This window comes from Staphylococcus sp. MZ3, assembly GCF_018622755.1.
Classification (GTDB): domain Bacteria; phylum Bacillota; class Bacilli; order Staphylococcales; family Staphylococcaceae; genus Staphylococcus; species Staphylococcus aureus.
Map to the genome: position 1 here is coordinate 2,289,390 of NZ_CP076026.1, position 22,920 is coordinate 2,312,309.

The window sequence follows — 22,920 nt, forward strand, 5'->3', positions numbered from 1 at the left end:
TCTTATTATGTGCGTGCAGCTTTAAGCCGCACACCCAAATAAGTTGATTATATTATTTTTTCTTACGTCCACGAACGATAAGTTTGTCTGATGATTTTTTACCACGACGAGTTTTCTTACCAAGCGTAGATTTACCCCATGGTGACATTGGAGATGGTCTACCGATAGGAGCACGACCTTCACCACCACCGTGTGGGTGATCGTTAGGGTTCATTACAGAACCACGAACTGTTGGACGGATACCTTTCCATCTTGAACGTCCGGCTTTACCAACGTTAACTAATTCGTGTTGTAGGTTACCAACTTGACCGATTGTAGCACGGCAAGTAGATAAGATCATACGAACTTCACCAGATCTTAATCTGATTAATACGTATTTACCTTCTTTACCAAGTACTTGAGCACTTGCACCAGCTGAACGAGCGATTTGTCCACCTTTACCAGGTTTAAGCTCGATGTTGTGTACTACTGTACCAACTGGAATGTTTTGTAATGGTAATGCGTTACCAACTTTGATGTCAGCTTCAGCACCACTTTCAACGATTTGACCTACTTCTAATCCTTTAGGAGCAATGATATATCGTTTTTCACCGTCTGCATATACAACTAAAGCGATGTTTGCTGAGCGGTTTGGATCATATTGAATAGAATCAACTTTTGCATTGATACCATCTTTGTTACGTTTGAAATCGATAACACGGTATTGACGTTTGTGTCCACCACCATGGTGTCTTACAGTCAATTTACCTTGGTTGTTACGTCCCGCTTTTTTCGGTAGCGGTTTTAATAATGACTTTTCAGGTGTAGTTTTCGTGATTTCTGCGAAATCTAACGAAGTCATATTACGACGACCATTTGTTATTGGCTTATACTTTTTAATAGCCATTGTCGCTTACCTCCTTAATGGTAATTGTTTTATTAGTTAAATAAGTCGATTGATCCTTCTTTAAGAGTTACAATCGCTTTTCTTCTTTTGTTTGTATAGCCTTGGTAACGGCCCATACGTTTTTTCTTAGGTTTGTAATTCATGATATTAACACTTGCAACTTTTACGTTGAAGATTTCTTCAACAGCCATTTTTACTTGTGTTTTGTTAACACGAGTATCAACGTCGAAAGTGTATTTGTCTTCAGCCATTGCTTCAGAAGATTTCTCAGTGATTACGGGGCGCTTAAGAATATCTCTTGCTTCCATTATCCGAGCACCTCCTCAACTTTTTTAGCAGCAGCTTCAGTAATTACTAAGCTGTCAGCATTAGTGATATCTAAAACATTTAAACCTTGAGCAGTTGTCACTTGAACGCCAGGGATGTTGCGTGCTGATAATTCAACATTTACATCTTCGTTTTCAGTAACTACTAATACTTTTTTAGGTTGTTCTAATGTAGATAATACATTTTTGAATTCTTTAGTTTTTGGAGCTTCGAAGTTGAATGCGTCAACTACAGTTAAGCCATTCTCTTGAGCTTTGAAAGATAATGCTGAGCGTAAAGCTAAACGACGCATTTTCTTAGGCATTTTGTATGCATAACTTCTTGGAGTTGGTCCGAATACGATACCACCGCCACGCCATTGTGGAGCACGGATTGTACCTTGACGAGCACGACCTGTTCCTTTTTGCTTCCATGGTTTACGTCCGCCACCGCTTACTGCTGAACGATTCTTAACAGCATGCGTACCTTGACGTAATGAAGCACGTTGTAAATTAATAGCTTCGAATAAAACGCTATTATTTGGCTCAATACCGAATACTGCATCGCTTAATTCGATTGAACCTGATTTAGTTCCGTCTAATTTTAAAACATCATAATTAGCCATTATGCATTTCCTCCTTTCACTTCTTATTATTTATTACCTTTTTTAATTGAAGTTCTGATTTCTACTAAACCTTTTTTAGGTCCAGGTACGTTACCTTTTACTAAGATAACTTTGTTTTCTGTGTCAACTTGAACTACTTCTAAGTTTTGAACAGTTACAGTGTTTCCACCCATACGTCCTGGCATTTTTTGGCCTTTAAATACTCTAGAAGCATCTGAAGCCATACCTACAGAACCTGGTGCTCTGTGGAAATGAGAACCGTGTGACATAGGTCCACGAGATTGTCCGTGGCGTTTAATTGCACCTTGGAAACCTTTACCTTTTGATACGCCTGTTACGTCAATAACGTCGCCAGCTACAAAAGTATCTACTGAGACTTCTTGACCTACTTCGTAAGCATCCACGTCTACATTGCGGAATTCACGAATGAAGCGCTTAGGTGCTGCGTCAGCTTTTTTAGCGTGACCTTCAGCTGGTTTGTTAGCATATTTATTAGATTTTGCATCTTTTTTGTATGCTTTTTTGTCTTCAAATCCAACTTGGATTGCGTTGTATCCATCAACTTCTACAGTTTTCTTTTGTAATACAACATTTTCTTTAGCTTCTACTACTGTTACAGGGATTAATTCACCGTTTTCTCCGAATACTTGTGTCATCCCAATTTTTCTTCCTAAGATTCCTTTGGTCATCGAAAGTCCACCTCCTAAAATTGTCTATTATAATTTGATTTCGATGTCTACACCAGATGGTAAGTTTAAGCCCATTAAAGCGTCAACTGTTTTTGGTGTTGGGTTTACAATATCGATTAAACGTTTGTGTGTACGTTGTTCGAATTGTTCACGTGAATCTTTATACTTATGCACGGCACGGATGATTGTGTAAACTGATTTCTCAGTTGGTAACGGAATTGGTCCAGAAACATCTGCACCAGAACGTTTCGCTGTTTCTACAATCTTCTCTGCTGATTGATCAATCACGCGGTGATCATAAGCTTTTAATCTGATTCTGATTTTTTGTTTTGCCATAATTTTCCCTCCTTATTCGTCTACATTTAGTGATAGACTTCTCCACGAAAACTATCTTACACAGCGCCATGGCAAAGCGGCCGGGTGTGTCAGTAACCTTTCGCTTCATCGCTTTTCTTAAAGTCCAACGTTAGTTATATTACACGAAAAACATCGATAAATCAAGGCTTTTCACATAATTTTTCTATCTGTCTAACACATACTTTTATATTTTACTTTATATACTTAGTCAGTTCAACTATTTTCGAGATATTTTTTATTTCCTTCTTTATTGTAAATTCGTACCTTGAATCATTTTATTATTATCATTGAAAATTATTCTATATAATTAGTCATAAGAACGGTGGTGAATGAATATGAAAAATGGACCAAAATTATCTTTAGCACTTATAGGTATCTTTTTAATACTTTGTGAGTTTTTCTATGGCATTCCTTTTTTAGGTGCAACGTTTATTTTAAGTTTTGGATGGCAGCCTTTAATCTTTAATGCATTACTTTATCTAATTCTTACTATTATATTATTAGTGAATAGACAAAATGCGATTAGACCTATAGCGATTATTCCAATATTTGGTATAGTAGGTAGTTTTTTAGCTATCATCCCCTTCTTAGGAATTTTGATTCATTGGATTTTATTTTTCCTAATGATTCTATTTGTCCTAGTTGTATTATCAGCGCCAACCTATATACCTAATAAAAATGCTCGTGTCATTTACACACAATACAAAGATGGACATAGAGAATAATTCTTAAAACCTTTTTAATTAGGTATATAATATAGAAGAAACACGTCCAACAATTTTAAAAGAAGTATATTTATATCGGATATTTAAAGACATTCATAATATTGCTTTATGTTATTTCGCTACTTATTTTATCCTTACTTCAAAGAAAAAAACGACTACCAATCATTGGCAGTCGTTTTTTGTGTCTGGATTTAACCATGAACAAATATGAAGTACAAAATGAATAGTACCATTAATACATACATTATCGGATGTACTTCTTTATGTTTTTTAGAGATAAGCATTGTAATTGGATAGAAAATAAATCCACACGCAATACCAGTTGCAATTGAATATGATAAAGGCATCATAATAATTGTAATGAATGCTGGCACTGCAACTTCAAAACTTTTCCAGTTTATTTCAGCAAAGTTTGCAGCCATTAATACACCTACCACCACTAAAGCTGGTGTCGTAACTGCACTTGTTACAACAGCGATTAACGGACTAAAGAACAGCGCTAATAGGAAACAACAACCTGTTACGATACTAGCAAATCCTGTTCTAGCACCTACAGCAACACCTGAAGTTGATTCGATATAAGAAGTTGTTGTAGTTGTTCCAAAAACTGATCCTACAATCGTAGCTAAAGAATCTGAGAACAATGCTCTACCAGCTCTTGGTAATTTATTATCTTTCATAATACCTGCTTGAGTAGCAACAGCTACTAATGTACCAGCTGTATCAAAGAAATCAATAAATAAGAACGTTAAAATAACAATTAAGAACTGTATCGTTAATAATTGACTTGGGTCTTTAAACGCTTCAAATGCAGCACCGAACGTTGGTTCAATACTTGGAATCTTACCTACAATACCAGATGGCATTTGAATCAATCCAGTGAACATACCAACGATTGCTGTGATGATCATACCGATAAAGATAGAACCCGGCAATTTAATTGCATATAAAATAACTGTAATAACGATACCGAATATCGCTAAAAGTACTGGTGGATCAGTTAAATGTCCCAATGTTACTAATGTAGATTCATTTTTAACTATAATACCCGAACTTTGTAAACCTACAAATGTAATGAATAATCCTATACCTGCTGAAACAGCCATCTTCATTTGATAAGGAATTGCATTAATAATAACTTCCCTAAACCCTGTGACGGTTAATATCGCAAAGAATATACCTGAGAATAAAACGCCTGTTAAACCAACTTGCCAAGGAATACCCATGGTTAACACAACAGTAAATGCAAAGAATGCATTTAATCCCATACCTGGTGCTAACGCAATTGGATATTTAGCTATTAGCCCCATGAATAGCGAGCCTACAAATGCTGCTAATGCAGTCGCTACAAAAATGGCACCTTGGTCCATTTTCATATCTTCTGATACGCCTTTAACACCTGCTAAACTTAAAACTTGCGGGTTAACTGCTAAAATATAGGCCATAGATAAGAAAGTTGTGATACCGCCTAAGATTTCTCTTTTAAAGTTTGTTCCATATTTATCGAACTGGAAATAGTTTTTCACGAATGGATGCTCCTTTTTTTAAAATACCTTAATAGTTTAATATCATTCTTAATAAAAAACAATACCAAAAGCGAACTTTTCGTTTTTCTGATTCAACTTTGTTCGATTTTATCTATAAATTCAAGTTCTTTAATGCATCTTTAAACGGATTATTGTCTAAACCTTCATTTTTATTCATATACTTTTTCATTTCTTTACGAGATACTTTACCAGAGGATTTAGACTTCATACGCTGATCCATATGTGCTTGCGTTTCAGAATGTCCACAAACACAACGATATACCGCTTCTTTCCCTTTACCAAACAACGTTAATTTCTTTTTACAGTTTGGACATCTTGCATTTGTTTTGCGCTGTACATTCTTTTTCGTCTTACAAGATGGATCTTGGCACACAAGCATCTGACCATTTTTAGTTTTAACTTTAATCATGAATTTACCACACGTTGGGCATTCTGTGGTTGTTAAATTATCGTGTTTATATTTACGATCACTATTTTTAATCCCATTTACAACATCTTTCGTAAAATCTTTCATTTCATTAATGAATGTTTTCGCCTGATATTTACCACGTTCAATTAAAAGTAATTTTTCTTCCCATTGTGCAGTTAAAAGTGGCGACGTTAATTCTTCTGGTGCTAATTCTAATATTTGTTTACCTTTTGACGTTACTTTAATTTTACCGTCTCTTGATTCAATGGCATTCATATTAAATAATTTATCGATAATGTCGGCCCTTGTTGCAACTGTGCCGATACCACCTGTTTGTTTTAAAGTTTGCGCATATTTTTTATCCTTCAATTGAATAAAGTTCTGAGGGTTCTCCATCGCTTTTAATAACGAACCTTCATTAAAATATTCTGGAGGTGTTGTTTCATGTTCTCTAATATTTGTTTTTGAAATCTTCACTTCATCGCCTTCTGAAAAAGGCTGTTGCATCTCTGTAATAGATTCACCTTGTCTAATAGATTTAAAACCTAAAACAGTTGTTACATTCTCTTTCAAAACAAATGTGTGCCCTGCAACCTCTAAAGTTACAGTTATCGCGTCATACTCGTGCGGAGGCATTAAAGCTTCTAAAAAACGCTCGACAATCATATCGTATAACTTTAATTCTCTATTACTTAAGTCTGACATGACAGGTCTCACTTCTGTAGGAATAATTGCATGGTGATCAGATACTTTTTGATTATTAAATATCGACATTTTTGATGAAAATGTTTTAGACATTAATGGGCGTGCTTGGTCTTTATATGTTGTTGCCATCGTCGCCTGAATACGTTCTTTCATAGTATCTACCATATCAGTTGTTAAATAGTTTGAATCTGTTCTTGGATAGGTTACGACTTTATGTCTCTCATATAAGCTTTGAAGTGTATTCAATGTTTCTTTAGGTCCAATTTTATAACGTCTATACATATCTTGTTGTAAATCTGTTAAATTGTACAGTGATTGCGGATACGACTTCTTATGTTTAGTAGCAACAGATTTAATCTTACCATCGACATTTTTCAAATTATTAACCATCTGTTCTAAAGTTTCTTTATTGGTATATCGCTGATTTGATTCTAGCTGAAAATCAAACCCTTTTACCGTTAATGATAATGTAAAGTATTGTTGTGGTTTGAACTGATTAATCTCTTGTTGTCGTGTATTTACTAATTGAATCGTTGGTGTCTGAACACGTCCCAGGGATAGCTGTGCATCATACTTTGTTGTTAGTGCACGCGTTGCATTAATCCCAACAATCCAATCTGCCTCACTTCTCGCTAACGCTGCATAATACAAATCGTTATATTGACGACCGTCTTTTAAATTTTTAAAACCTTGTTGAATAGCTTTTTTAGTAACTGAGCTAATCCATAATCGACGGATTGGCTTTTTGTTACCAACTTTATCCAAAATCAATCTTGCAACTAGTTCACCTTCTCGTCCAGCATCTGTTGCAATAATAATATCTTTCACTTTATTATCTAAAATTAACGCTTTTACTGTTTTAAATTGTTTGCTTGTTTTACCAATAACAACAGTTTTCATATATTTAGGTATAATTGGAAAGTCTTCTAATCGCCATTCCTTTAAATTTTTATCGTATTGTTCAGGTGTCGCATTTGTCACTAGATGACCTAACGCCCACGTGACAATATATTGGTTATTTTCAAAGTAACCATTACGCTTCTGATTTATTTGTAAAGCATCAGCAATATCTCTTGCGACTGATGGTTTTTCAGCTAATATTAAAGATTTCATAAATTATCCTTTCTCATACGTTCTTTTATTTCGAACGTGCTTCATCTATTCCACTAATCTTTGATTTAAATTCAATGATTGCAAATGATGTGTTAAATGTATTGTAACATGTTAATATCACTATTAACTTTCATTTCAGTTGAAATACTATATAATAAAAGTAACAAAAAGTACGGAGGTAATGACATGAGCATAGTTCAGTTATATGATATTACACAAATAAAATCGTTCATTGAACATTCGAATTATGAATCAGCATCATACTTATATAAACTTCCTCAACAGTACAATGAAATAGATGTATTAATAACCGATGCGATTGAATCACCTGGTGTATTTTCGATTAAAGAAAACGATTCAATCAAAGCAATCATATTGTCTTTTGCATACGATAAAAATAAATTCAAAGTCATAGGCCCTTTCGTGGCTGACAATTATGTATTATCTGTCGATACGTTTGAAACGCTATTTAAAGCAATGACTTCGAACCAACCTGACGATGCCGTCTTTAACTTTTCTTTTGAAGAAGGCATTCAACAATACAAACCATTAATGAAAGTTATTCAAGCAAGTTATAACTTCACTGACTATTACATAGAAGCCCGTACAAGATTAGAAGAAGATATGCACCAACCAAATATCATTCCTTATCACAAAGGGTTTTATCGTGCTTTCAGCAAATTACACACAACTACATTTAAATATCAGGCACAGTCACCACAAGATATCATTGATAGTTTAGACGACCATCATCATTTGTTTTTATTTGTTAGCGAAGGTTTACTTAAAGGTTATTTATACCTTGAAATTGATTCACAACAGTCAATCGCCGAGATTAAATACTTCAGTTCTCATGTAGATTACCGTTTGAAAGGTATCGCTTTCGAGTTGCTTGCGTATGCATTGCAATATGCTTTTGATAATTTTGATATTAGAAAAGTTTATTTTAAAATTCGTAATAAAAATAATAAACTCATCGAACGATTTAATGGTCTAGGTTTCCATATCAACTATGAGTACATTAAATTCAAATTCGAATCACGTAACGTAAAAGATCAAACAATCCCTGAATAAAACACCAAGCAAATACCCTACAGTACATCATTAGCATGTATTGTGGGTTTTTCTACTTTTTGTAAATATTGAAAATTATAAGTAGTTGTTTTTTACTATTAGGGCAGAATGCTTTACAATAACATGCAAGTGTCAATTAAGGGGAGCACTTGCATAAATAGTATAGGAGAGTGAGTAGTCTTGCAATTTCTTGATTTCTTAATCGCACTTTTACCTGCTTTATTCTGGGGAAGTGTCGTTCTTATTAATGTGTTCGTCGGCGGTGGACCTTACAACCAAATTCGTGGTACGACGCTAGGCGCACTCATTGTTGGATTAGGTTTACTTATTACTGGTTTCGCAAAATTCAATAATCCTACTGTAATTATTGTCGGTCTTATTTCTGGTGCATTATGGGCGTTTGGACAAGCGAATCAGCTTAAATCTATTAGTTTAATCGGTGTATCAAATACTATGCCAGTTTCTACAGGTATGCAATTAGTTGGTACAACATTATTCAGCGTTATCTTTTTAGGTGAATGGTCTTCAATGACTCAAATTATCTTTGGTTTAATCGCCATGATATTATTAGTTACTGGTGTAGCACTTACTTCACTTAAAGCTAAAAATGAACGTCAATCAGATAATCCTGAATTTAAAAAAGCAATGGGTATTTTAATTGTATCTACAGTTGGATATGTAGGTTTCGTTGTACTTGGTGACATCTTTGGTGTTGGTGGAACTGATGCATTGTTCTTCCAATCTGTCGGTATGGCAATTGGTGGCTTTATCCTATCCATGAATCATAAAACATCACTTAAATCAACAGCACTTAATCTATTGCCAGGTGTGATTTGGGGAATTGGTAACTTGTTCATGTTCTATTCTCAACCAAAAGTTGGTGTAGCTACAAGTTTCTCATTATCACAGTTACTTGTTATCGTTTCAACCTTAGGCGGTATTTTCATTTTAGGAGAAAGAAAAGATCGTCGTCAGATGACGGGTATTTGGGCAGGTATTATTATTATCGTGATAGCTGCTATAATTCTAGGTAATTTGAAATAGAAAGTTAAATACTCATGTAACGTAAAAATGTAATCACTTCTGAAAATAACCATTCACTTATAGAATGATTAAAATTAATTTTCGGGAATTTTACGTTGAATGTTCCTCTATATGTCCTAGGAAATACGTGGCTCTAAAAACAAAACGCAATAACACATCATGACATTAATCATGCGTTTTAAGACTTTAAAATTAGCGATACTTTTAAAATCTTGATGATATTCATATATCAAGTATGCGCCATACATATGAAGTGGATAGCTGCATAACGCACTGCATTATCAACTTGAATGTATGAGTTGAACAACTATGTCATAAATAAAAGCCCCCTTTTCACAATATACATTTACATATTGTGGTAAAGGGGGCTCTCATTTTCTACGAATACTAAAATGGATTTTATTTTCAAATGTGTAAACTAGACAAACACTGCCTGATACACGTACAAAATAATGATACTAATAATGATTGTCAAATTGGTCGTCATACCTATAAATGGCAGTGTTCGATATTTAAACTGAATACCATAAGAAATAATTGCAACACCTACCGGGAACATCCAAGTGACCAACAATGTCGTCTTAATCATATCATCTGATACTGGTAACAACACATATACTAACAATCCCGCAACTAATGCTAATCCATAATGCAAACATAAATATTTAATAGTAGCAGGTATATACTTTCTTTCCAGAGTAAAATTCAACATGACACCTAGCAAAATCATTGATAACGGCATATTTGCATGGGAAAGTATGCTAAAGAAATCGATTGCCACATGTGGTAAATGGATGTGACTTATATTCAATATAAACATTACAATGTATGTAACGAGTGGCACTGATTGTAATAATTTCTTACCTAAATATTTAAAATCGAATTGATCACTACCTTCACTAAAGTAGCTACCTACAAAGTAAGTAATTCCAAACATCACAAAGGCACCACCTATATCAGCCATAACAAAATAAATAAGTCCCGTTTTAGGCCATATCACTTCAATTAGTGGATATGCAAACAATCCAATATTCATAGCACCAGTCATCATACCTACTGATCCACGCATGTGATTATCATATTTTCTAAAAAACCAGACAGCAATCATTTTCGCCACAATACCATATATAATCATTAAAATTGGTAAAATGGAGAATGACAATTTTAATTCTGCACTGTTTAAATTCACAATAACTAAAGATGGGAGTGTGACATTAAGAACTAATGTAGCAATGACTTGACTATCTGTTGCTTTTATAAAATTAATGCGCTTCAAAAAGTAACCAAGCGCAATTAATAAAATAATCATAGTAAATTGTTCTGTCACTGTTATCCCTTCTTTCAATAATCTTCATAATTTATAACTTTAACATACTCCACAGATATTTTAGAAGTCTACTGTTTCATGCTATAATCTACATTAAATGCACTTAATTATATTTCAAAGGAGTGTTATAGTATGTCTTTAGAAAACCAACTAGCCGAACTTAAATATGATTATGTTCGTCTTCAAGGTGACATAGAAAAACGGGAATCTTTGAATTTAGATACTTCCGCACTTGTTCGTCAACTTAAAGATATTGAAAATGAAATTAGAAACGTTCGTGCTCAAATGCAAGATTAATAATCTATCATTCAAGCAATAAATGCTTTTTGTTACATAAATTTGACTAGCATTGCTCTGAATACGTTATATTGATGAATTGCTTCATTTTTCGCTCAATTACATCTAGAATCACAAGATGTTGTCGTGTTATGATTTAGTGTTTCATTAACAACATACACGCATATCTATCCCAACACTGCTATTTATGTTTTCTACGCTGCTGTACTACATGAACCCTTTGAAACGGAGAGGAAGTTATCATATGCAATTTTATCTGATTTTACTAGCAATACTTTATCTAATTGTTAGTTTTATTAGTATTTTTAAAATGGAAGTTGTATTTACTCGCATTTTGAGAATTATTATGGGTGTGTTGTTATTATTCGTCTTAGCATTAACGACGATGAGTTTTCCAAAAGAGAATTGGTGGGTATTTATCGTCTTATTACTCTTAGTCGGTAATGTCGAAGTGACAGGATTTAAAATGCTTAAAAAAGATCTAAAAGGCGTAAACATCTTGAATTTAATGTCATTATTTATCTTTGTCATATATTTCATCTTAACCATCGTATTATTCTAAGTAATAAACAAAATATGCAATAACATAATTGCAACCTTATTTTATTATCGGATTACATGTTGAATGCCAGTATTGTTTTATTAACACATCGATTAAATCGCACGTGAAATAAGGTCTAAAATTTCAAATTTTAAAAAGCCATAAAAGTAGTCAATATCATGACCGCTTTTATGGTTTTTATATTATCTATCGTTTAGTGAATCGTTTTTTTAAAGTAAAGAGAATTTCATATATTACTGGTACAACTACAAGTGTTAATAAAGTTGATGAAATTAAACCACCAATAACTGTAGCAGCTAATCCTTTCGAAATAAGAATCGAGCTATCTTGACCAAATAACAAAGGAACTAATGCACCAATTGTTGCAATCGCCGTCATTAATATCGGTCTAATTCTAGTACCGCCTGCTTCGATTAATGCTTCTTTCATCTCCATGCCCTGTTGCTCATTATTAATAACACGGTCTATTAACACAATGGCATTTGTTACTACGATTCCAATTAACATTAGCATACCAATTAAACTTGGTACTGATATTGTTTCTCCTGTGATTAATAGTGCAATAATTACACCGATAACTGTAAATGGTAAAGAGAATAAAATTGTAAATGGTGCTAGGCCACCTTTAAATGTAATAACTAGGATTAAATATACGATAATGATTGCAGCTAACATTGCAAAGGCTAATTGTGTCATTGCATTGTTAATATCATCTGATGCACCACCGATATTAACCTTTACATTATTCGGTTTGTCCAAATTATTTATTTTAGACATCACTTGTCGTGTTGTGCCACCCACATCTTTATTTGTTACTTTAGCAGATACCGTCGTTGCATAATCTCCTTGTTCTTGCGTCAATTTACTTGGTGTCGTTGTTTTAACTAACGTAGCGATATCTCCCAATTTAATCGTACCACCAGTCGGCTTTTTCAAAGTTATATTATTCAACTTATCTTCTGACCAGTCTGTTTGCTTATTTTGTTTGACTTTAACATCAACAGTTTCACCATTTTCTTTAACAGTCGTAACTGTTTTTTCTGGTAAGTTTTCATTCAAGTCCATTGCAAGTTGACTTGCAGAAATACCATTTTCTGCCGCTTTATTTTGATCGACTTTAATTTCATACTGATCATATGTTTGCGATAAATCAGATTTGACATTGGCTAGTCCTTTAACCTGTTTCATTTTCTGTTCAATATCTTTTACAGTTGATTTTATGGCATCCATTGATGGACCTTTTACAGTAACCTCTACAGATTTATTACCTGCACCTGTTCCTAAATCTTGATTTTTCCACTCTCCAGGATGTTTAAAGCCATCTGCATGTTTAATAACCTTATCCGCTTCTACATCAAAATTAGGCGTGTCATTATCATATTCAACCATGATTGCCATACTATTTGTACTACCCGTTGGATCTACTGGACTACTACCGCCAACTGAGTATTGAATTGTTTTTACATGCTTTTTCTGTTTTAAATATTTTTCAACATCTTTCGCATGATTCAACACTGCTTGCTCCGTTTCACCAGGCTTCGGTGTATAAGTAATAGCTAAAAATTTATCGTCACCTGCTGAAATAAAGCTAGTGCCTAGTCTCGGTCCTCCAAATACAATAGTTGCAACCAAAATTAATGTACTTAATATAATTACAATCCACTTATGATTTAATGACCAATGTAATACTTTTTTATAAGTTGTACTAACAACACCTAATCCTTCTTGATGTTGTTTATTACGACGTTTAACGCCTTTTTTAAATAGTGTAGCTGCCAACGCTGGAACGAGTGTAATTGACACTAATAACGATGCTAATAAACTAAATGCAATAGCCAATGCAAAAGGTCTAAACATTTCGCCTACTGAACCTGATACAAACACAAGTGGTAAGAAGACGATAATAGTAACTAGTGTCGATGACATTATTGGTTTAAATACTTCAGTTGTCGCACTGATAATTAAATTTTCACCTTTTAGTTGTTCTTCTGAATCTGTTAAGCGTCGATAAATATTTTCAACAACTACAATCGAATCGTCTATCACACGTCCAATCGCTACTGTTAATGCACCTAACGTTAGTATATTCAATGAAACATCACTCAATTTCAGAGCAATAAGCGCCATAAGAAGTGATAACGGAATCGATATAATAGAAATTGCCGTCGTACGAATGTTTCTTAAAAACAGCAAAATAACTATAATTGCCACGATTGTACCTAATGATGCTTTTTCAACCATCGTATAAAGTGATTTCTCAACAGGCTTTGCAGTATCCATTGTTTTTGTGACATTAAAATCTTTATTTTCATCAACGAATGTATCAATTTTACGTTGTACATCTTTGGCTACTTGAACTGTATTGGCATCTTGAGCTTTAGTTATTTGTAAATTAACCGCATCCTTGCCATTCGTTTTAGAAATAGAAGTACGCACATCACCAACTGTAATATCAGCTAAATCTCCTAGTTTCGCTGTCGGCATACCACTTATATTATTTGATGCTGACGCTTTTGAATTTTGCTGCGGTGATGCCTGATTAACATCTGACATGGCTGAATTTTGTTTATTGTCACTTTGGGATTGAGATTGCCCTTGTCCTCCTGCCAACGTTAATGGAATATTTATGTTTTTAAAAGCATCAACAGATTGATATTGACCATCAACAACAATTGATTTATCTTTATCACCAAATTGGAACAATCCAAGTGGTGTTGTTCTTGTTGCCGTTTTTAGATAGTTTTCTACATCATCAGCAGTCAATCCATATTTTTCAAGTTCATTTTGCTTAAATTTAAGGGTGATTTCACGGTTCGTCTGCCCATTTAATTGCGCATTTTGCACACCATCTACCGTTTGTAATTTTGGTATTAATTGTTCATTCAGTACTTTCGTTACTTTTTTCAAGTCATTCTCTTTATTTGAAAATGAATATGCTAAAACCGGAAAAGCATCCATCGAATTACGTCTTAATTCTGGTTGACCAACTTCATCTTTAAATTTAATTTTATCGATTTCTTTTTTAAGCTGTTCTTCTGCTTTATCCATATCTGTATTATTTTCATATTCAACTGTTACAATTGAAGCATTTTGTATGGATTGCGTTTTAACATTTTTCACATATGCCAACGATCTTACTTGATTGTCAATTTTACTACTTATTTCATCTTGGGTACTTTGTGGCGTTGCACCCGGCATTGTTGTTGTAACTGAAATAACTGGATTTTGTACATTTGGTAGTAATTCTAATTTCAATTTAGCACTCGCGTATACACCGCCCAAGACAACTAAAACAACCATTAAAAAGATAGCAAACTTATTCCCCAAAGAAAATTGTAATAGTTTTTTTATCACAGTACTTCCCCCTCTTTCACTATATTCAAAAATATTTTACTCAACCATTCTATATTGTGTAAAAAAATCTGAACGCAAATGACAGTCTTATGAGCGTTCAGATTTCAGTCGTTAATCTATTTTCGTTTTAATTTACGAGATATTTTAATTTTAGCTTTTGTTAAACGCGGTTTAACTTGCTCAATTAATTGGTACAATGGCTGATTCAATACATAATCAAATTCACCAATCTTTTCACTTAAGTATGTTCCCCACACTTTTTTAAATGCCCATAAGCCATAATGTTCTGAGTCTTTATCTGGATCATTATCTGTACCACCGAAATCGTAAGTTGTTGCACCATGTTCACGTGCATACTTCATCATCGTATACTGCATATGATGATTTGGTAAAAAATCTCTAAATTCATTAGAAGACGCACCATATAAGTAATATGATTTTGAGCCAGCAAACATTAATAGTGCACCAGAAAGATAAATACCTTCAGGATGTTCCTTTTCTAAAGCTTCTAGGTCTCGTTTTAAATCTTCATTTTTAGCAATTTTATTTTGCGCATCATTAATCATATTTTGCGCTTTTTTAGCTTGCTTTTCAGATGTTTCCATCTTCTGCTGCCATTTAGTAATTTCGGCATGAAGTTCATTCAATTCTTGATTTACTTTCGCTATATTTTCTTTTGGATCCAACTTTACTAAAAATAGTTCAGCATCTCCATCTTCATGCAACGCATCATAAATATTTTCAAAGTAACTAATATCACGCGTTAAGAAGCCATCGCGTTCCCCAGTGATTTTCATTAATTCAGCAAATGTTTTTAAACCTTCTCTATCAGATCGTTCCACTGTCGTACCTCGCTTTAAAGCCAAGCGCACTTTTGAACGATTTCGGCGTTCAAAACTATTTAATAACTCATCATCATTTTTATCAATTGGTGTAATCATAGTCATACGTGGTTGGATGTAGTCTTTTGATAAACCTTCTTTAAATCCTTTATGTTTAAAACCAAGCGCTTTCAAATTTTGCAAAGCATCTGTACCTTTATCAACTTCAACATCAGGATCGATTTTAATTGCATACGCTTTCTCAGCTTTAGCAATTTCTTTTGCACTGTCTAACAATGCATTTAACGCTTCTTTATTACTATAATCAACAACAAAACCACGTGAAATATAACATAGCGTATACGGTAATTTAGGTACTTTTTTAAAAAGTAACTGCGCAACACCCTGAACTTCACCGTCACGACCTACAGCGATTCTTCGCGCGTACCATCCAGTTAATTTCTTTGTTTCTGCCCATTTCGTTAATTGTAATAAATCTCCATTGGGGTGGGATTTAACAAATGCGTCATGTTCCTGATTAGTGATATGCATCTTTTCCATGATTTATGATATCTCCTTCTATTTAACAATACCTTTAATTATACAGTTTGTATCTTATAGTGTCGATTCAGAGCTTGTGTAAGATTTGAACTCTTATTTTTGAAATGTCCATGCTCCAATTAATAGTTTAGCAAGTTCAAATTTACCCATTTTAATTGTGAATCATTTTATATCTATGTTTCGTGTTAAATTTAATGTTATCGTACAATTAATACTTTTCAACTAGTTACCTATACTTCAATATACTTTCATCATCTAACACGATATTCATTTCTAAAATGAACCAACTTGACTTCAATGAATAAATTTTTCCTCAAGCAACCACATTAATGTTCATATACAATTACCCCTGTTATAATGTCAATAATCTAACAATGAGGTGTTTGATATGAGAACAATTATTTTAAGTCTATTTATAATTATGAACATCGTTGCAATCATTATGACATTGAGTCAACCTCTCACCGTGAATTACTTTAGTTTACGGGTTATACTTATCTTTTTCACATTTATATTATCAATCTTTTTCATTTTAATTAAGTCATCACGATTAAATAAAATATTAACAATTCTTTCCATTGTGCTTGCCATTATTCATATGGGCATTCTCGCTCATAGCACTTACGTATATTTATACTAATGGTTCAAAGCGATAAATAGCACCTCTGATAAAAATTGAATATGGTGAAGTTGCTTGTGCGTCTTTTATGATAACCGAATGATATTTTGAAACTTTACCATCTTCAATTCTAAAATAAATATCATCATTTTTTAAAATCAAATCTGTGTAATGGTCATTCTCTTCTACAATGTCCATATCAAACCATTTCAACCAATTCGATACTGTTTGTGATCGGTTTTTACTTTTCACAATAACAGTTTCAATTGAAAATTGTTTTTGAAAATATTTTTGCAATTTTTTAGTACGCATGGAATCACTTTCTTCCCATTGAATAAAAAATGGTGGCTTAATTTCATCATCATCCTGATTCATTATATAAAGCAATTGCCACTTTACCTTACCATCTTTATGTGTATCTCTTTCCATTTGAATCGGCCCTACTACTTCAACCTGCTCACTTTGTAGTTTATTTTTAACTGCCTCTATATCATTTGTACGCAAACAAATATTTTTAAAGCCTTGCTCATACTTCTCTTGAACAATTTGAGTAGCAAAAGCGACTCCGCCTTCTATCGTTTTTGCCATCTTTTTCAACTTTTCATTATTTTCTACATCTAGTAGCTCAATATAATTTTCATTGATATAACCTAATTTATTGAATGTTCCATATTTATGATGATACCCACCTGAATGTAATTTTATAACATCTCCTGGAAAACTAAACCGATCTAACTGATCTATATAATGAATGATGTGATCAAATTTCAATATCATTAGTATCCCCCTATTTACATGTAATTACGCTTATTTTAACAAAGTATAATTATTTTTGCTCTTAATAATTATATATTGATTTCTAATTGCTCCCGTTTTATAATTACTATTGTTGTAAAAAGGTTAGCTAAGCTAACTATTTTGTCTTAGGAGATGTCACTATGCTATCACAAGAATTTTTCAATAGTTTTATAACAATATATCGCCCCTATTTAAAATTAGCCGAGCCGATTTTAGAAAAACACAATATATATTATGGCCAATGGTTAATCTTACGCGATATCGCTAAACATCAGCCCACTACTCTCATTGAAATTTCACATAGACGTGCAATTGAAAAGCCTACTGCAAGAAAAACTTTAAAAGCTCTAATAGAAAATGACCTTATAACAGTAGAAAACAGTTTAGAGGATAAACGACAAAAGTTTTTAACTTTAACACCTAAAGGGCATGAATTATATGAGATTGTTTGTCTTGATGTACAAAAGCTCCAACAAGCAGTAGTTGCCAAAACAAACATTTCGCAAGATCAAATGCAAGAAACCATAAATGTGATGAATCAAATTCATGAAATATTATTAAAGGAGGCACACAATGACTAATCAAGGCTCATTAAATAAATCACCTATTTTCACCAAAAGTTTTACAATCAACTTTTTTGTCAACTTTATCGTATACCTATGCATGTATTTGTTACTTGTAGTTATTGCTGGCTATAGTAAGCAAGCTTTCGACGCTTCCGATTCATTAGCCGGATTAGTTGTAGGACTATTTATTGTCGGGTCTTTAATTGGTCGATTTGCTACAGGTAAATTTGTAAATCAAATCGGACCTAAACGATTATTATTTATTGGTTTAATTGCTTTAATTATCACGCAATTACTTTATTTTATTGATGGATCTTTAGCTTTTTTAATCTTTGTACGTCTCATAAACGGTATCGCAACTGCAGTTGTGACAACTGCAACAGGTACTATTGCGGCATACGTTACCCCTGTTAATAGAAAAAGTGAAGGCATCAGTTTATTTTCCTTAAGTTTAGTATTAGGTACAGCGATTGGCCCATTTCTAGGCATGTTACTTATTACAAAATACGCAATTGATTTACTGTTTATTATTTGTGTCATATTAGGCATACTCGGACTCATTATCTCATTATTTATAAAAGTTGATTTCGAAGTAACAAATAATAAAACTGAAACTGATGTCATTAATAAACCAAGATTTAGTATTCATCAATTTATTGCAAAAGAGGCCATTCCTGTTGCTGTAATTATGCTTTTAATTGGCGTGACCTATGCGTCCATCCTAACTTATTTACAAGCATTTGCTTTAGAGCGACACCTAGTAACTGCAGCAAGCTATTTCTTTATTTGCTATGCTATAGCATCTTTAATTACTAGACCTATTGCTGGTAGATTGATGGATGATAAAAATGAAAATATTATTGTCTACCCAGCATTTATCATGCTTTTCCTTTCATTTGTGTGCTTAATTTCAAGCTATCAAAGCTGGTTAATATTACTTGCTGGTGCTTGCCTAGGTTTAGGGTATGGAAATTTATCATCTGCAATGCAATCTATTGCGATAAAAGTCTCACCTCCGATTAAATATGGTATCGCGACATCTACTTTTTACGTTGGTCTAGATGCAGGTGTCGGCTTCGGTCCATCATTCCTTGGGTTATTTACTCATATGTTTTCATATAGTGAAATCTTCGGCTTTATGGCCGCTTTAGCAATCATTACTATGCTTGTTTACTTCTTAATTCATGGACGTCATGTAACTAGAAATGCCATGAACTAAATATTTATATTCAAAAATAAAAAGCATGCCAATCTCTATTCATCATTTGTCTGTCCCCAAGACGCAATTATGATGTACTGATTGGCATGCTTTTTAAGTTTTTAGTTTGTAACGCTTAACACTTCTATTTCTTTAGTAATTTTATCTAACAATTTCTTTTGAGAAGTACTATAGAAATAGAATACTTGTCTTTCATCCGTTTCAGAACGCAATTTAGAAATAAGCTCTTTTTTATAGATTTTACGGATAATCACATCGATTTTACTTGTATCCCATAGCATTTCAAAATGTAATGTATCCCTCAATTCTTTACCGCTAATCTTTTCAGCTTCATACACTTTAAAAAGTACTACAAATTCTTCAATTGAAATCTTATGTGTTGTTTTTAACCAGTGCTTTAACTGACTTAACTCCCTTTCTGCTTCTATAAAACGTTGAACTTTATTACTCATAATATGATGCCTCCTATGTTTCTTCTTAGATGTTTGTAATTCATATTATTATACAATTACTTAAATTTATTATATATCAAACTTAGCATTTTATCTATTACAAATATTAAATTGCTGGCTATATCTTGTTTAGATTTATATCTTTTGGACAACTTGTTGTTTATTCGACAACATTTATACCTAAAAAAGATATATTACAACTCAATGACTTGGAGTGTGACAACAATGTTAAAGAGCCCTTAAAGATTTATTATGTAGTGATTTTTGGGAGTGGGACAGAAATAACCTTTTCACAAAATTTATTTCGTTGATCCCCAACTTGCATTGTCTGTAGAATTTCTTTTGAAATTCTCTATGTTGGGGCCCCGCCAACTTGTAAAAACTTTAAAAACGATCATTTCTATTAAATCTGGCATAGATATGACCGTTTTTACTTTAATAAATAATATTGTATTTTAGGGAGTAAGACAGAAATATTAAAACATCTCTAATGATTTAATATGTAGTGGTCCCTACACATTAACCACCAATATAATTCATGTTTATCTTTTTACGTTGACGATTGGCAACTGTTTGAGCAGTTCTCTCATCTGAATATCGATCATCTCTTATTTGCCATAAAGCTTTAAATTGTTCTTTTAATTCTTCGTCGGTCACGCCAGAACGAATAAACGCTTTAACGTTAAATCCATCGACAGTTGCAAATAAACATCCGTAAAACTTCCCATCTGATGACAGCCTTGCGCGTGTACATGTAGAACAAAATGATTGTGAAACACTTGTAATCAAACCAAATTGAACACCATTATCCTTATGGCGATAATATTTTGCTACTTCCCCAAAATATTTTGGTTCTACAGGATCGATTTCAAAGTGCTGCTCTATCATTGTAAGCATTTCATCTTTAGTTACAACTTTACTGAAATCCCATCCATTATCATTACCAACATCCATAAATTCTATAAATCGAATCTCTATATGTTTATCTTTAAAATATTCAAGCATTGGTATGATTTGATCATCGTTAATACCTTTTTGTATAACAACATTTACTTTTACATTCAAACCAATAGACGTCGCGTAATCAATTTGTTCTAAAATCGTAGTCGCTTTAATATTACGATTATTGATTGATTGAAATAGCGTATCATCAATAGCATCCAAACTGACATTAATTCTGCGTAGCCCAGCATCATATAACTTTTGTCCATGCTTTTTTAATAACAAACCATTTGTAGTCAAACCAATATCTTCAATACCATCGATTTGATTTAATTTAGCTATAAGTACATCTAAATCGCGTCGCATCAATGGTTCTCCACCTGTAATGCGTATTTTTTTTACACCTAATTCTGCATATACCTTAGCGATTCTAGCCATTTCATCAAACGTTAACAGTTCATTTTTAGGTAAAAATACGAAATCATCTCCAAATACCTCTTTAGGCATGCAATAATCACACCTAAAGTTACACCGATCTGTCACAGATAACCGTAAGTCACGGATGGGACGTCCTAGTTTATCTTTTATTTGTTCTACCATTTGTGGACCTCCTAACAGCTTACAATTTTTGAATTAAAGCGTCCAAATCATGCTGATAATTTATATTTTTGTACCAATATGAGGGCGCATCTACATCCCTGACATCCAAATAATCCGTTGATAATTCATGATATACATTTTTAAAACTGTAATTATCAGAATGTAGTGCTTTAGTTATAGCGCCTAATGCATTCGGACTATAAAATGCAATTGTTGGAATAAAACGTCCATCTTCTTTAAAAGCTGCGACATCTAAATGATTTTCAATAAGATGAGAAACTAAAAACTGATACAACGTGCTTACAGCTTTACCAGTAATCATTGGTGTATCAACAGAAACGACAAAAAACAATTCTTCTTCAGGATGTTGCTTCATGATTGTATAAATTCCTGCTAATGGACCTTTATCATTATGATTCTCATCATCTATAACAACATTTGGATATTTAAATTGCGTTGCCAATTGCGCATTTGTACTAATAATAATTTCATTGAACATATTTGTTGATTCTAATGTCTTAATTACTCTACTATAAAAGGTCTCACCGTTCACTTCCGCAAAAGCTTTGGGCTTACCAAATCGCACTGAATGACCACCTGCAAGAATTATTGCTTTCATGCTCCCTTAACCTCCACTAACCGGTGGAATTAATGCAACAGTATCATTAGGTTGAATGAAATCTGATTTTTGTACAAATTCCTCATTTACAGCAACTTGAAACTTTTTATTATTGATTTGCGGATAACGTTCAAACAATAAATCTTCAAATTGTTGTACAGTCAATGCTTGTTCAAGCACAATATCTTCCTGTGCTTTTTGTAATATATCTTTAATTTCTGCGAAGTAAAGTACCTTCATCTCTCTTATTCCTCCCTCTTCGCTTCTTCATAATTCCCTTTTTGATGCCCTTGCCATTTTGAACCATCTTCCCAAATTTCTTTTTTCCAAATCGGAACAATTTCTTTTATACGCTCAATTGCATATTCATTTGCTCGATAGGCATCTTTACGATGCGGTGAAGAAACTGCAATTAATACAGCGATATCTGAAATTTGTAATGGCCCTATTCTATGAACAATACTCGTTATCGTTCCAGGCCATTTTTCATTTATTTCATCTCCAATTTGTGCCAATTTCTTTTCAGCCATTGGAATATACGCTTCATATTCTAAATATTCCGTTTTGACGCCTTTAGTCCATTCGCGAACATGACCGGTAAAAACAACTACTGCACCTTGATATTCATTTATAGTGAATTCACGATATTGTTCTGTTTGTATCGGTTCTGTCACGATTTCAAATTGTTTCATTCATTTCAATC

The 22,920-nt window shown here is 33.2% G+C and carries 27 protein-coding genes; 9 read left to right on the forward strand and 18 right to left on the reverse strand.

The window, feature by feature from the left end:
* Window positions 1-52 precede the first annotated feature (52 nt).
* From rplB to rpsJ, 5 genes are read right to left on the reverse strand one after another with little or no spacing between them, the layout of a single operon-like run.
* Window positions 53-886, reverse strand: coding sequence for a 50S ribosomal protein L2 (gene rplB / locus KI230_RS11280; RefSeq protein ID WP_214958270.1), 834 nt, complete (start codon window positions 884-886; stop codon window positions 53-55).
* Between the two features lie 32 nt (window positions 887-918).
* The gene (gene rplW / locus KI230_RS11285) at window positions 919-1,194 is read right to left on the reverse strand and encodes a 50S ribosomal protein L23 (RefSeq protein ID WP_000388082.1); all 276 of its coding nucleotides are present in this window, start codon (window positions 1,192-1,194) and stop codon (window positions 919-921) included.
* Complete coding sequence (rplD, locus tag KI230_RS11290; protein WP_000024827.1) at window positions 1,194-1,817, reverse strand: 50S ribosomal protein L4; 624 nt, start codon at window positions 1,815-1,817, stop codon at window positions 1,194-1,196. Before rplD ends, rplW begins: the two co-directional genes overlap by 1 nt.
* 26 nt (window positions 1,818-1,843) lie before the next feature.
* A complete protein-coding gene (rplC, locus tag KI230_RS11295; protein ID WP_000160212.1) occupies window positions 1,844-2,506 on the reverse strand; it encodes a 50S ribosomal protein L3 in 663 nt (220 codons plus the stop codon).
* 27 nt (window positions 2,507-2,533) lie between these two features.
* Window positions 2,534-2,842, reverse strand: a complete 309-nt coding sequence (gene rpsJ / locus KI230_RS11300) for a 30S ribosomal protein S10 (RefSeq protein WP_001118667.1) — start codon at window positions 2,840-2,842, stop codon at window positions 2,534-2,536.
* 356 nt (window positions 2,843-3,198) lie between these two features.
* Between rpsJ and KI230_RS11305 the strand changes: the two genes are divergently transcribed.
* A complete protein-coding gene (locus tag KI230_RS11305; protein WP_000788441.1) occupies window positions 3,199-3,588 on the forward strand; it encodes a hypothetical protein in 390 nt (129 codons plus the stop codon).
* A 191-nt stretch (window positions 3,589-3,779) separates the two neighbouring features.
* Here the strand turns inward: KI230_RS11305 and stgP are convergent, their stop codons facing one another.
* From stgP to KI230_RS11320, 3 genes are all read right to left on the reverse strand, one after another.
* A complete protein-coding gene (gene stgP, locus KI230_RS11310; protein WP_000800700.1) occupies window positions 3,780-5,114 on the reverse strand; it encodes a 6-thioguanine permease StgP in 1,335 nt (444 codons plus the stop codon).
* Between the two features lie 112 nt (window positions 5,115-5,226).
* Window positions 5,227-7,362: a DNA topoisomerase III gene (locus tag KI230_RS11315; RefSeq protein ID WP_214958271.1), complete on the reverse strand. Its 2,136-nt coding sequence runs from the start codon at window positions 7,360-7,362 to the stop codon at window positions 5,227-5,229.
* Window positions 7,363-7,387: 25 nt separating this feature from the next.
* Window positions 7,388-7,483: a hypothetical protein gene (locus KI230_RS11320; RefSeq protein WP_001790553.1), complete on the reverse strand. Its 96-nt coding sequence runs from the start codon at window positions 7,481-7,483 to the stop codon at window positions 7,388-7,390.
* 65 nt (window positions 7,484-7,548) lie between these two features.
* Between KI230_RS11320 and KI230_RS11325 the strand changes: the two genes are divergently transcribed.
* Window positions 7,549-8,436, forward strand: coding sequence for a GNAT family N-acetyltransferase (locus KI230_RS11325; protein WP_000029536.1), 888 nt, complete (start codon window positions 7,549-7,551; stop codon window positions 8,434-8,436).
* Window positions 8,437-8,616: 180 nt separating this feature from the next.
* Complete coding sequence (locus KI230_RS11330; protein ID WP_001159898.1) at window positions 8,617-9,480, forward strand: GRP family sugar transporter; 864 nt, start codon at window positions 8,617-8,619, stop codon at window positions 9,478-9,480.
* A 116-nt stretch (window positions 9,481-9,596) separates the two neighbouring features.
* Here the strand turns inward: KI230_RS11330 and KI230_RS11335 are convergent, their stop codons facing one another.
* Window positions 9,597-9,728 carry a hypothetical protein gene (locus tag KI230_RS11335; protein WP_001789121.1) on the reverse strand — a complete coding sequence of 44 codons (132 nt, stop codon included), beginning with the start codon at window positions 9,726-9,728 and terminating at the stop codon, window positions 9,597-9,599.
* A gap of 170 nt (window positions 9,729-9,898) precedes the next feature.
* Window positions 9,899-10,807, reverse strand: a complete 909-nt coding sequence (locus KI230_RS11340) for an AEC family transporter (RefSeq protein WP_000139188.1) — start codon at window positions 10,805-10,807, stop codon at window positions 9,899-9,901.
* A gap of 132 nt (window positions 10,808-10,939) precedes the next feature.
* Here KI230_RS11340 and KI230_RS11345 point away from each other — a divergent pair, with 132 nt between their 5' ends.
* Both KI230_RS11345 and mspA read left to right on the forward strand, forming a co-directional pair.
* Window positions 10,940-11,104 carry an SE1832 family protein gene (locus tag KI230_RS11345; RefSeq protein ID WP_000051206.1) on the forward strand — a complete coding sequence of 55 codons (165 nt, stop codon included), beginning with the start codon at window positions 10,940-10,942 and terminating at the stop codon, window positions 11,102-11,104.
* Between the two features lie 244 nt (window positions 11,105-11,348).
* The gene (mspA, locus tag KI230_RS11350) at window positions 11,349-11,666 is read left to right on the forward strand and encodes a membrane stabilizing protein MspA (RefSeq protein ID WP_001161085.1); all 318 of its coding nucleotides are present in this window, start codon (window positions 11,349-11,351) and stop codon (window positions 11,664-11,666) included.
* Window positions 11,667-11,852: 186 nt separating this feature from the next.
* Here the strand turns inward: mspA and KI230_RS11355 are convergent, their stop codons facing one another.
* Together KI230_RS11355 and femX are read right to left on the reverse strand one after the other, a co-directional pair.
* Window positions 11,853-15,020, reverse strand: a complete 3,168-nt coding sequence (locus KI230_RS11355) for an efflux RND transporter permease subunit (RefSeq protein ID WP_045178384.1) — start codon at window positions 15,018-15,020, stop codon at window positions 11,853-11,855.
* 116 nt (window positions 15,021-15,136) lie between these two features.
* A complete protein-coding gene (gene femX, locus KI230_RS11360) occupies window positions 15,137-16,402 on the reverse strand; it encodes a lipid II:glycine glycyltransferase (protein ID WP_000413866.1) in 1,266 nt (421 codons plus the stop codon).
* Between the two features lie 388 nt (window positions 16,403-16,790).
* On the opposite strand from femX, the gene KI230_RS11365 reads away from it, so the two are divergent.
* Complete coding sequence (locus KI230_RS11365) at window positions 16,791-17,042, forward strand: hypothetical protein (protein ID WP_031873237.1); 252 nt, start codon at window positions 16,791-16,793, stop codon at window positions 17,040-17,042.
* Here KI230_RS11365 and KI230_RS11370 read toward each other — a convergent pair.
* Window positions 17,034-17,798, reverse strand: a complete 765-nt coding sequence (locus KI230_RS11370) for a VOC family protein (RefSeq protein ID WP_000600967.1) — start codon at window positions 17,796-17,798, stop codon at window positions 17,034-17,036. The genes KI230_RS11365 and KI230_RS11370 overlap by 9 nt on opposite strands.
* Window positions 17,799-17,959: 161 nt before the next feature.
* Between KI230_RS11370 and KI230_RS11375 the strand changes: the two genes are divergently transcribed.
* Window positions 17,960-18,400, forward strand: coding sequence for a MarR family winged helix-turn-helix transcriptional regulator (locus tag KI230_RS11375; RefSeq protein ID WP_000951058.1), 441 nt, complete (start codon window positions 17,960-17,962; stop codon window positions 18,398-18,400).
* Window positions 18,393-19,604 (forward strand): MFS transporter, encoded by a 1,212-nt coding sequence (locus KI230_RS11380; protein ID WP_000184404.1) that lies wholly within the window; start codon window positions 18,393-18,395, stop codon window positions 19,602-19,604. Before KI230_RS11375 ends, KI230_RS11380 begins: the two co-directional genes overlap by 8 nt.
* A gap of 101 nt (window positions 19,605-19,705) precedes the next feature.
* Here the strand turns inward: KI230_RS11380 and sarV are convergent, their stop codons facing one another.
* A complete protein-coding gene (gene sarV / locus KI230_RS11385) occupies window positions 19,706-20,056 on the reverse strand; it encodes an HTH-type transcriptional regulator SarV (protein ID WP_000066900.1) in 351 nt (116 codons plus the stop codon).
* A 125-nt stretch (window positions 20,057-20,181) separates the two neighbouring features.
* Between sarV and KI230_RS11390 the strand changes: the two genes are divergently transcribed.
* The gene (locus KI230_RS11390) at window positions 20,182-20,367 is read left to right on the forward strand and encodes a hypothetical protein (protein ID WP_001789125.1); all 186 of its coding nucleotides are present in this window, start codon (window positions 20,182-20,184) and stop codon (window positions 20,365-20,367) included.
* A gap of 208 nt (window positions 20,368-20,575) precedes the next feature.
* Here KI230_RS11390 and moaA read toward each other — a convergent pair whose 3' ends face one another.
* Genes moaA through KI230_RS11410 form a run of 4 tightly spaced genes read right to left on the reverse strand, consistent with a single transcriptional unit; the run spans window position 20,576 to window position 22,909 of the window.
* On the reverse strand, window positions 20,576-21,598 hold the full coding sequence (moaA, locus tag KI230_RS11395) for a GTP 3',8-cyclase MoaA (protein ID WP_000230173.1): 1,023 nt from the start codon (window positions 21,596-21,598) through the stop codon (window positions 20,576-20,578).
* 19 nt (window positions 21,599-21,617) lie between these two features.
* Window positions 21,618-22,217 (reverse strand): molybdenum cofactor guanylyltransferase MobA, encoded by a 600-nt coding sequence (mobA, locus tag KI230_RS11400; protein ID WP_000643988.1) that lies wholly within the window; start codon window positions 22,215-22,217, stop codon window positions 21,618-21,620.
* 6 nt (window positions 22,218-22,223) lie between these two features.
* Window positions 22,224-22,457 (reverse strand): molybdopterin converting factor subunit 1, encoded by a 234-nt coding sequence (moaD, locus tag KI230_RS11405; protein ID WP_000866971.1) that lies wholly within the window; start codon window positions 22,455-22,457, stop codon window positions 22,224-22,226.
* Window positions 22,458-22,462: 5 nt separating this feature from the next.
* Window positions 22,463-22,909: a molybdenum cofactor biosynthesis protein MoaE gene (locus KI230_RS11410; RefSeq protein ID WP_000808500.1), complete on the reverse strand. Its 447-nt coding sequence runs from the start codon at window positions 22,907-22,909 to the stop codon at window positions 22,463-22,465.
* Window positions 22,910-22,920: the final 11 nt, after the last annotated feature.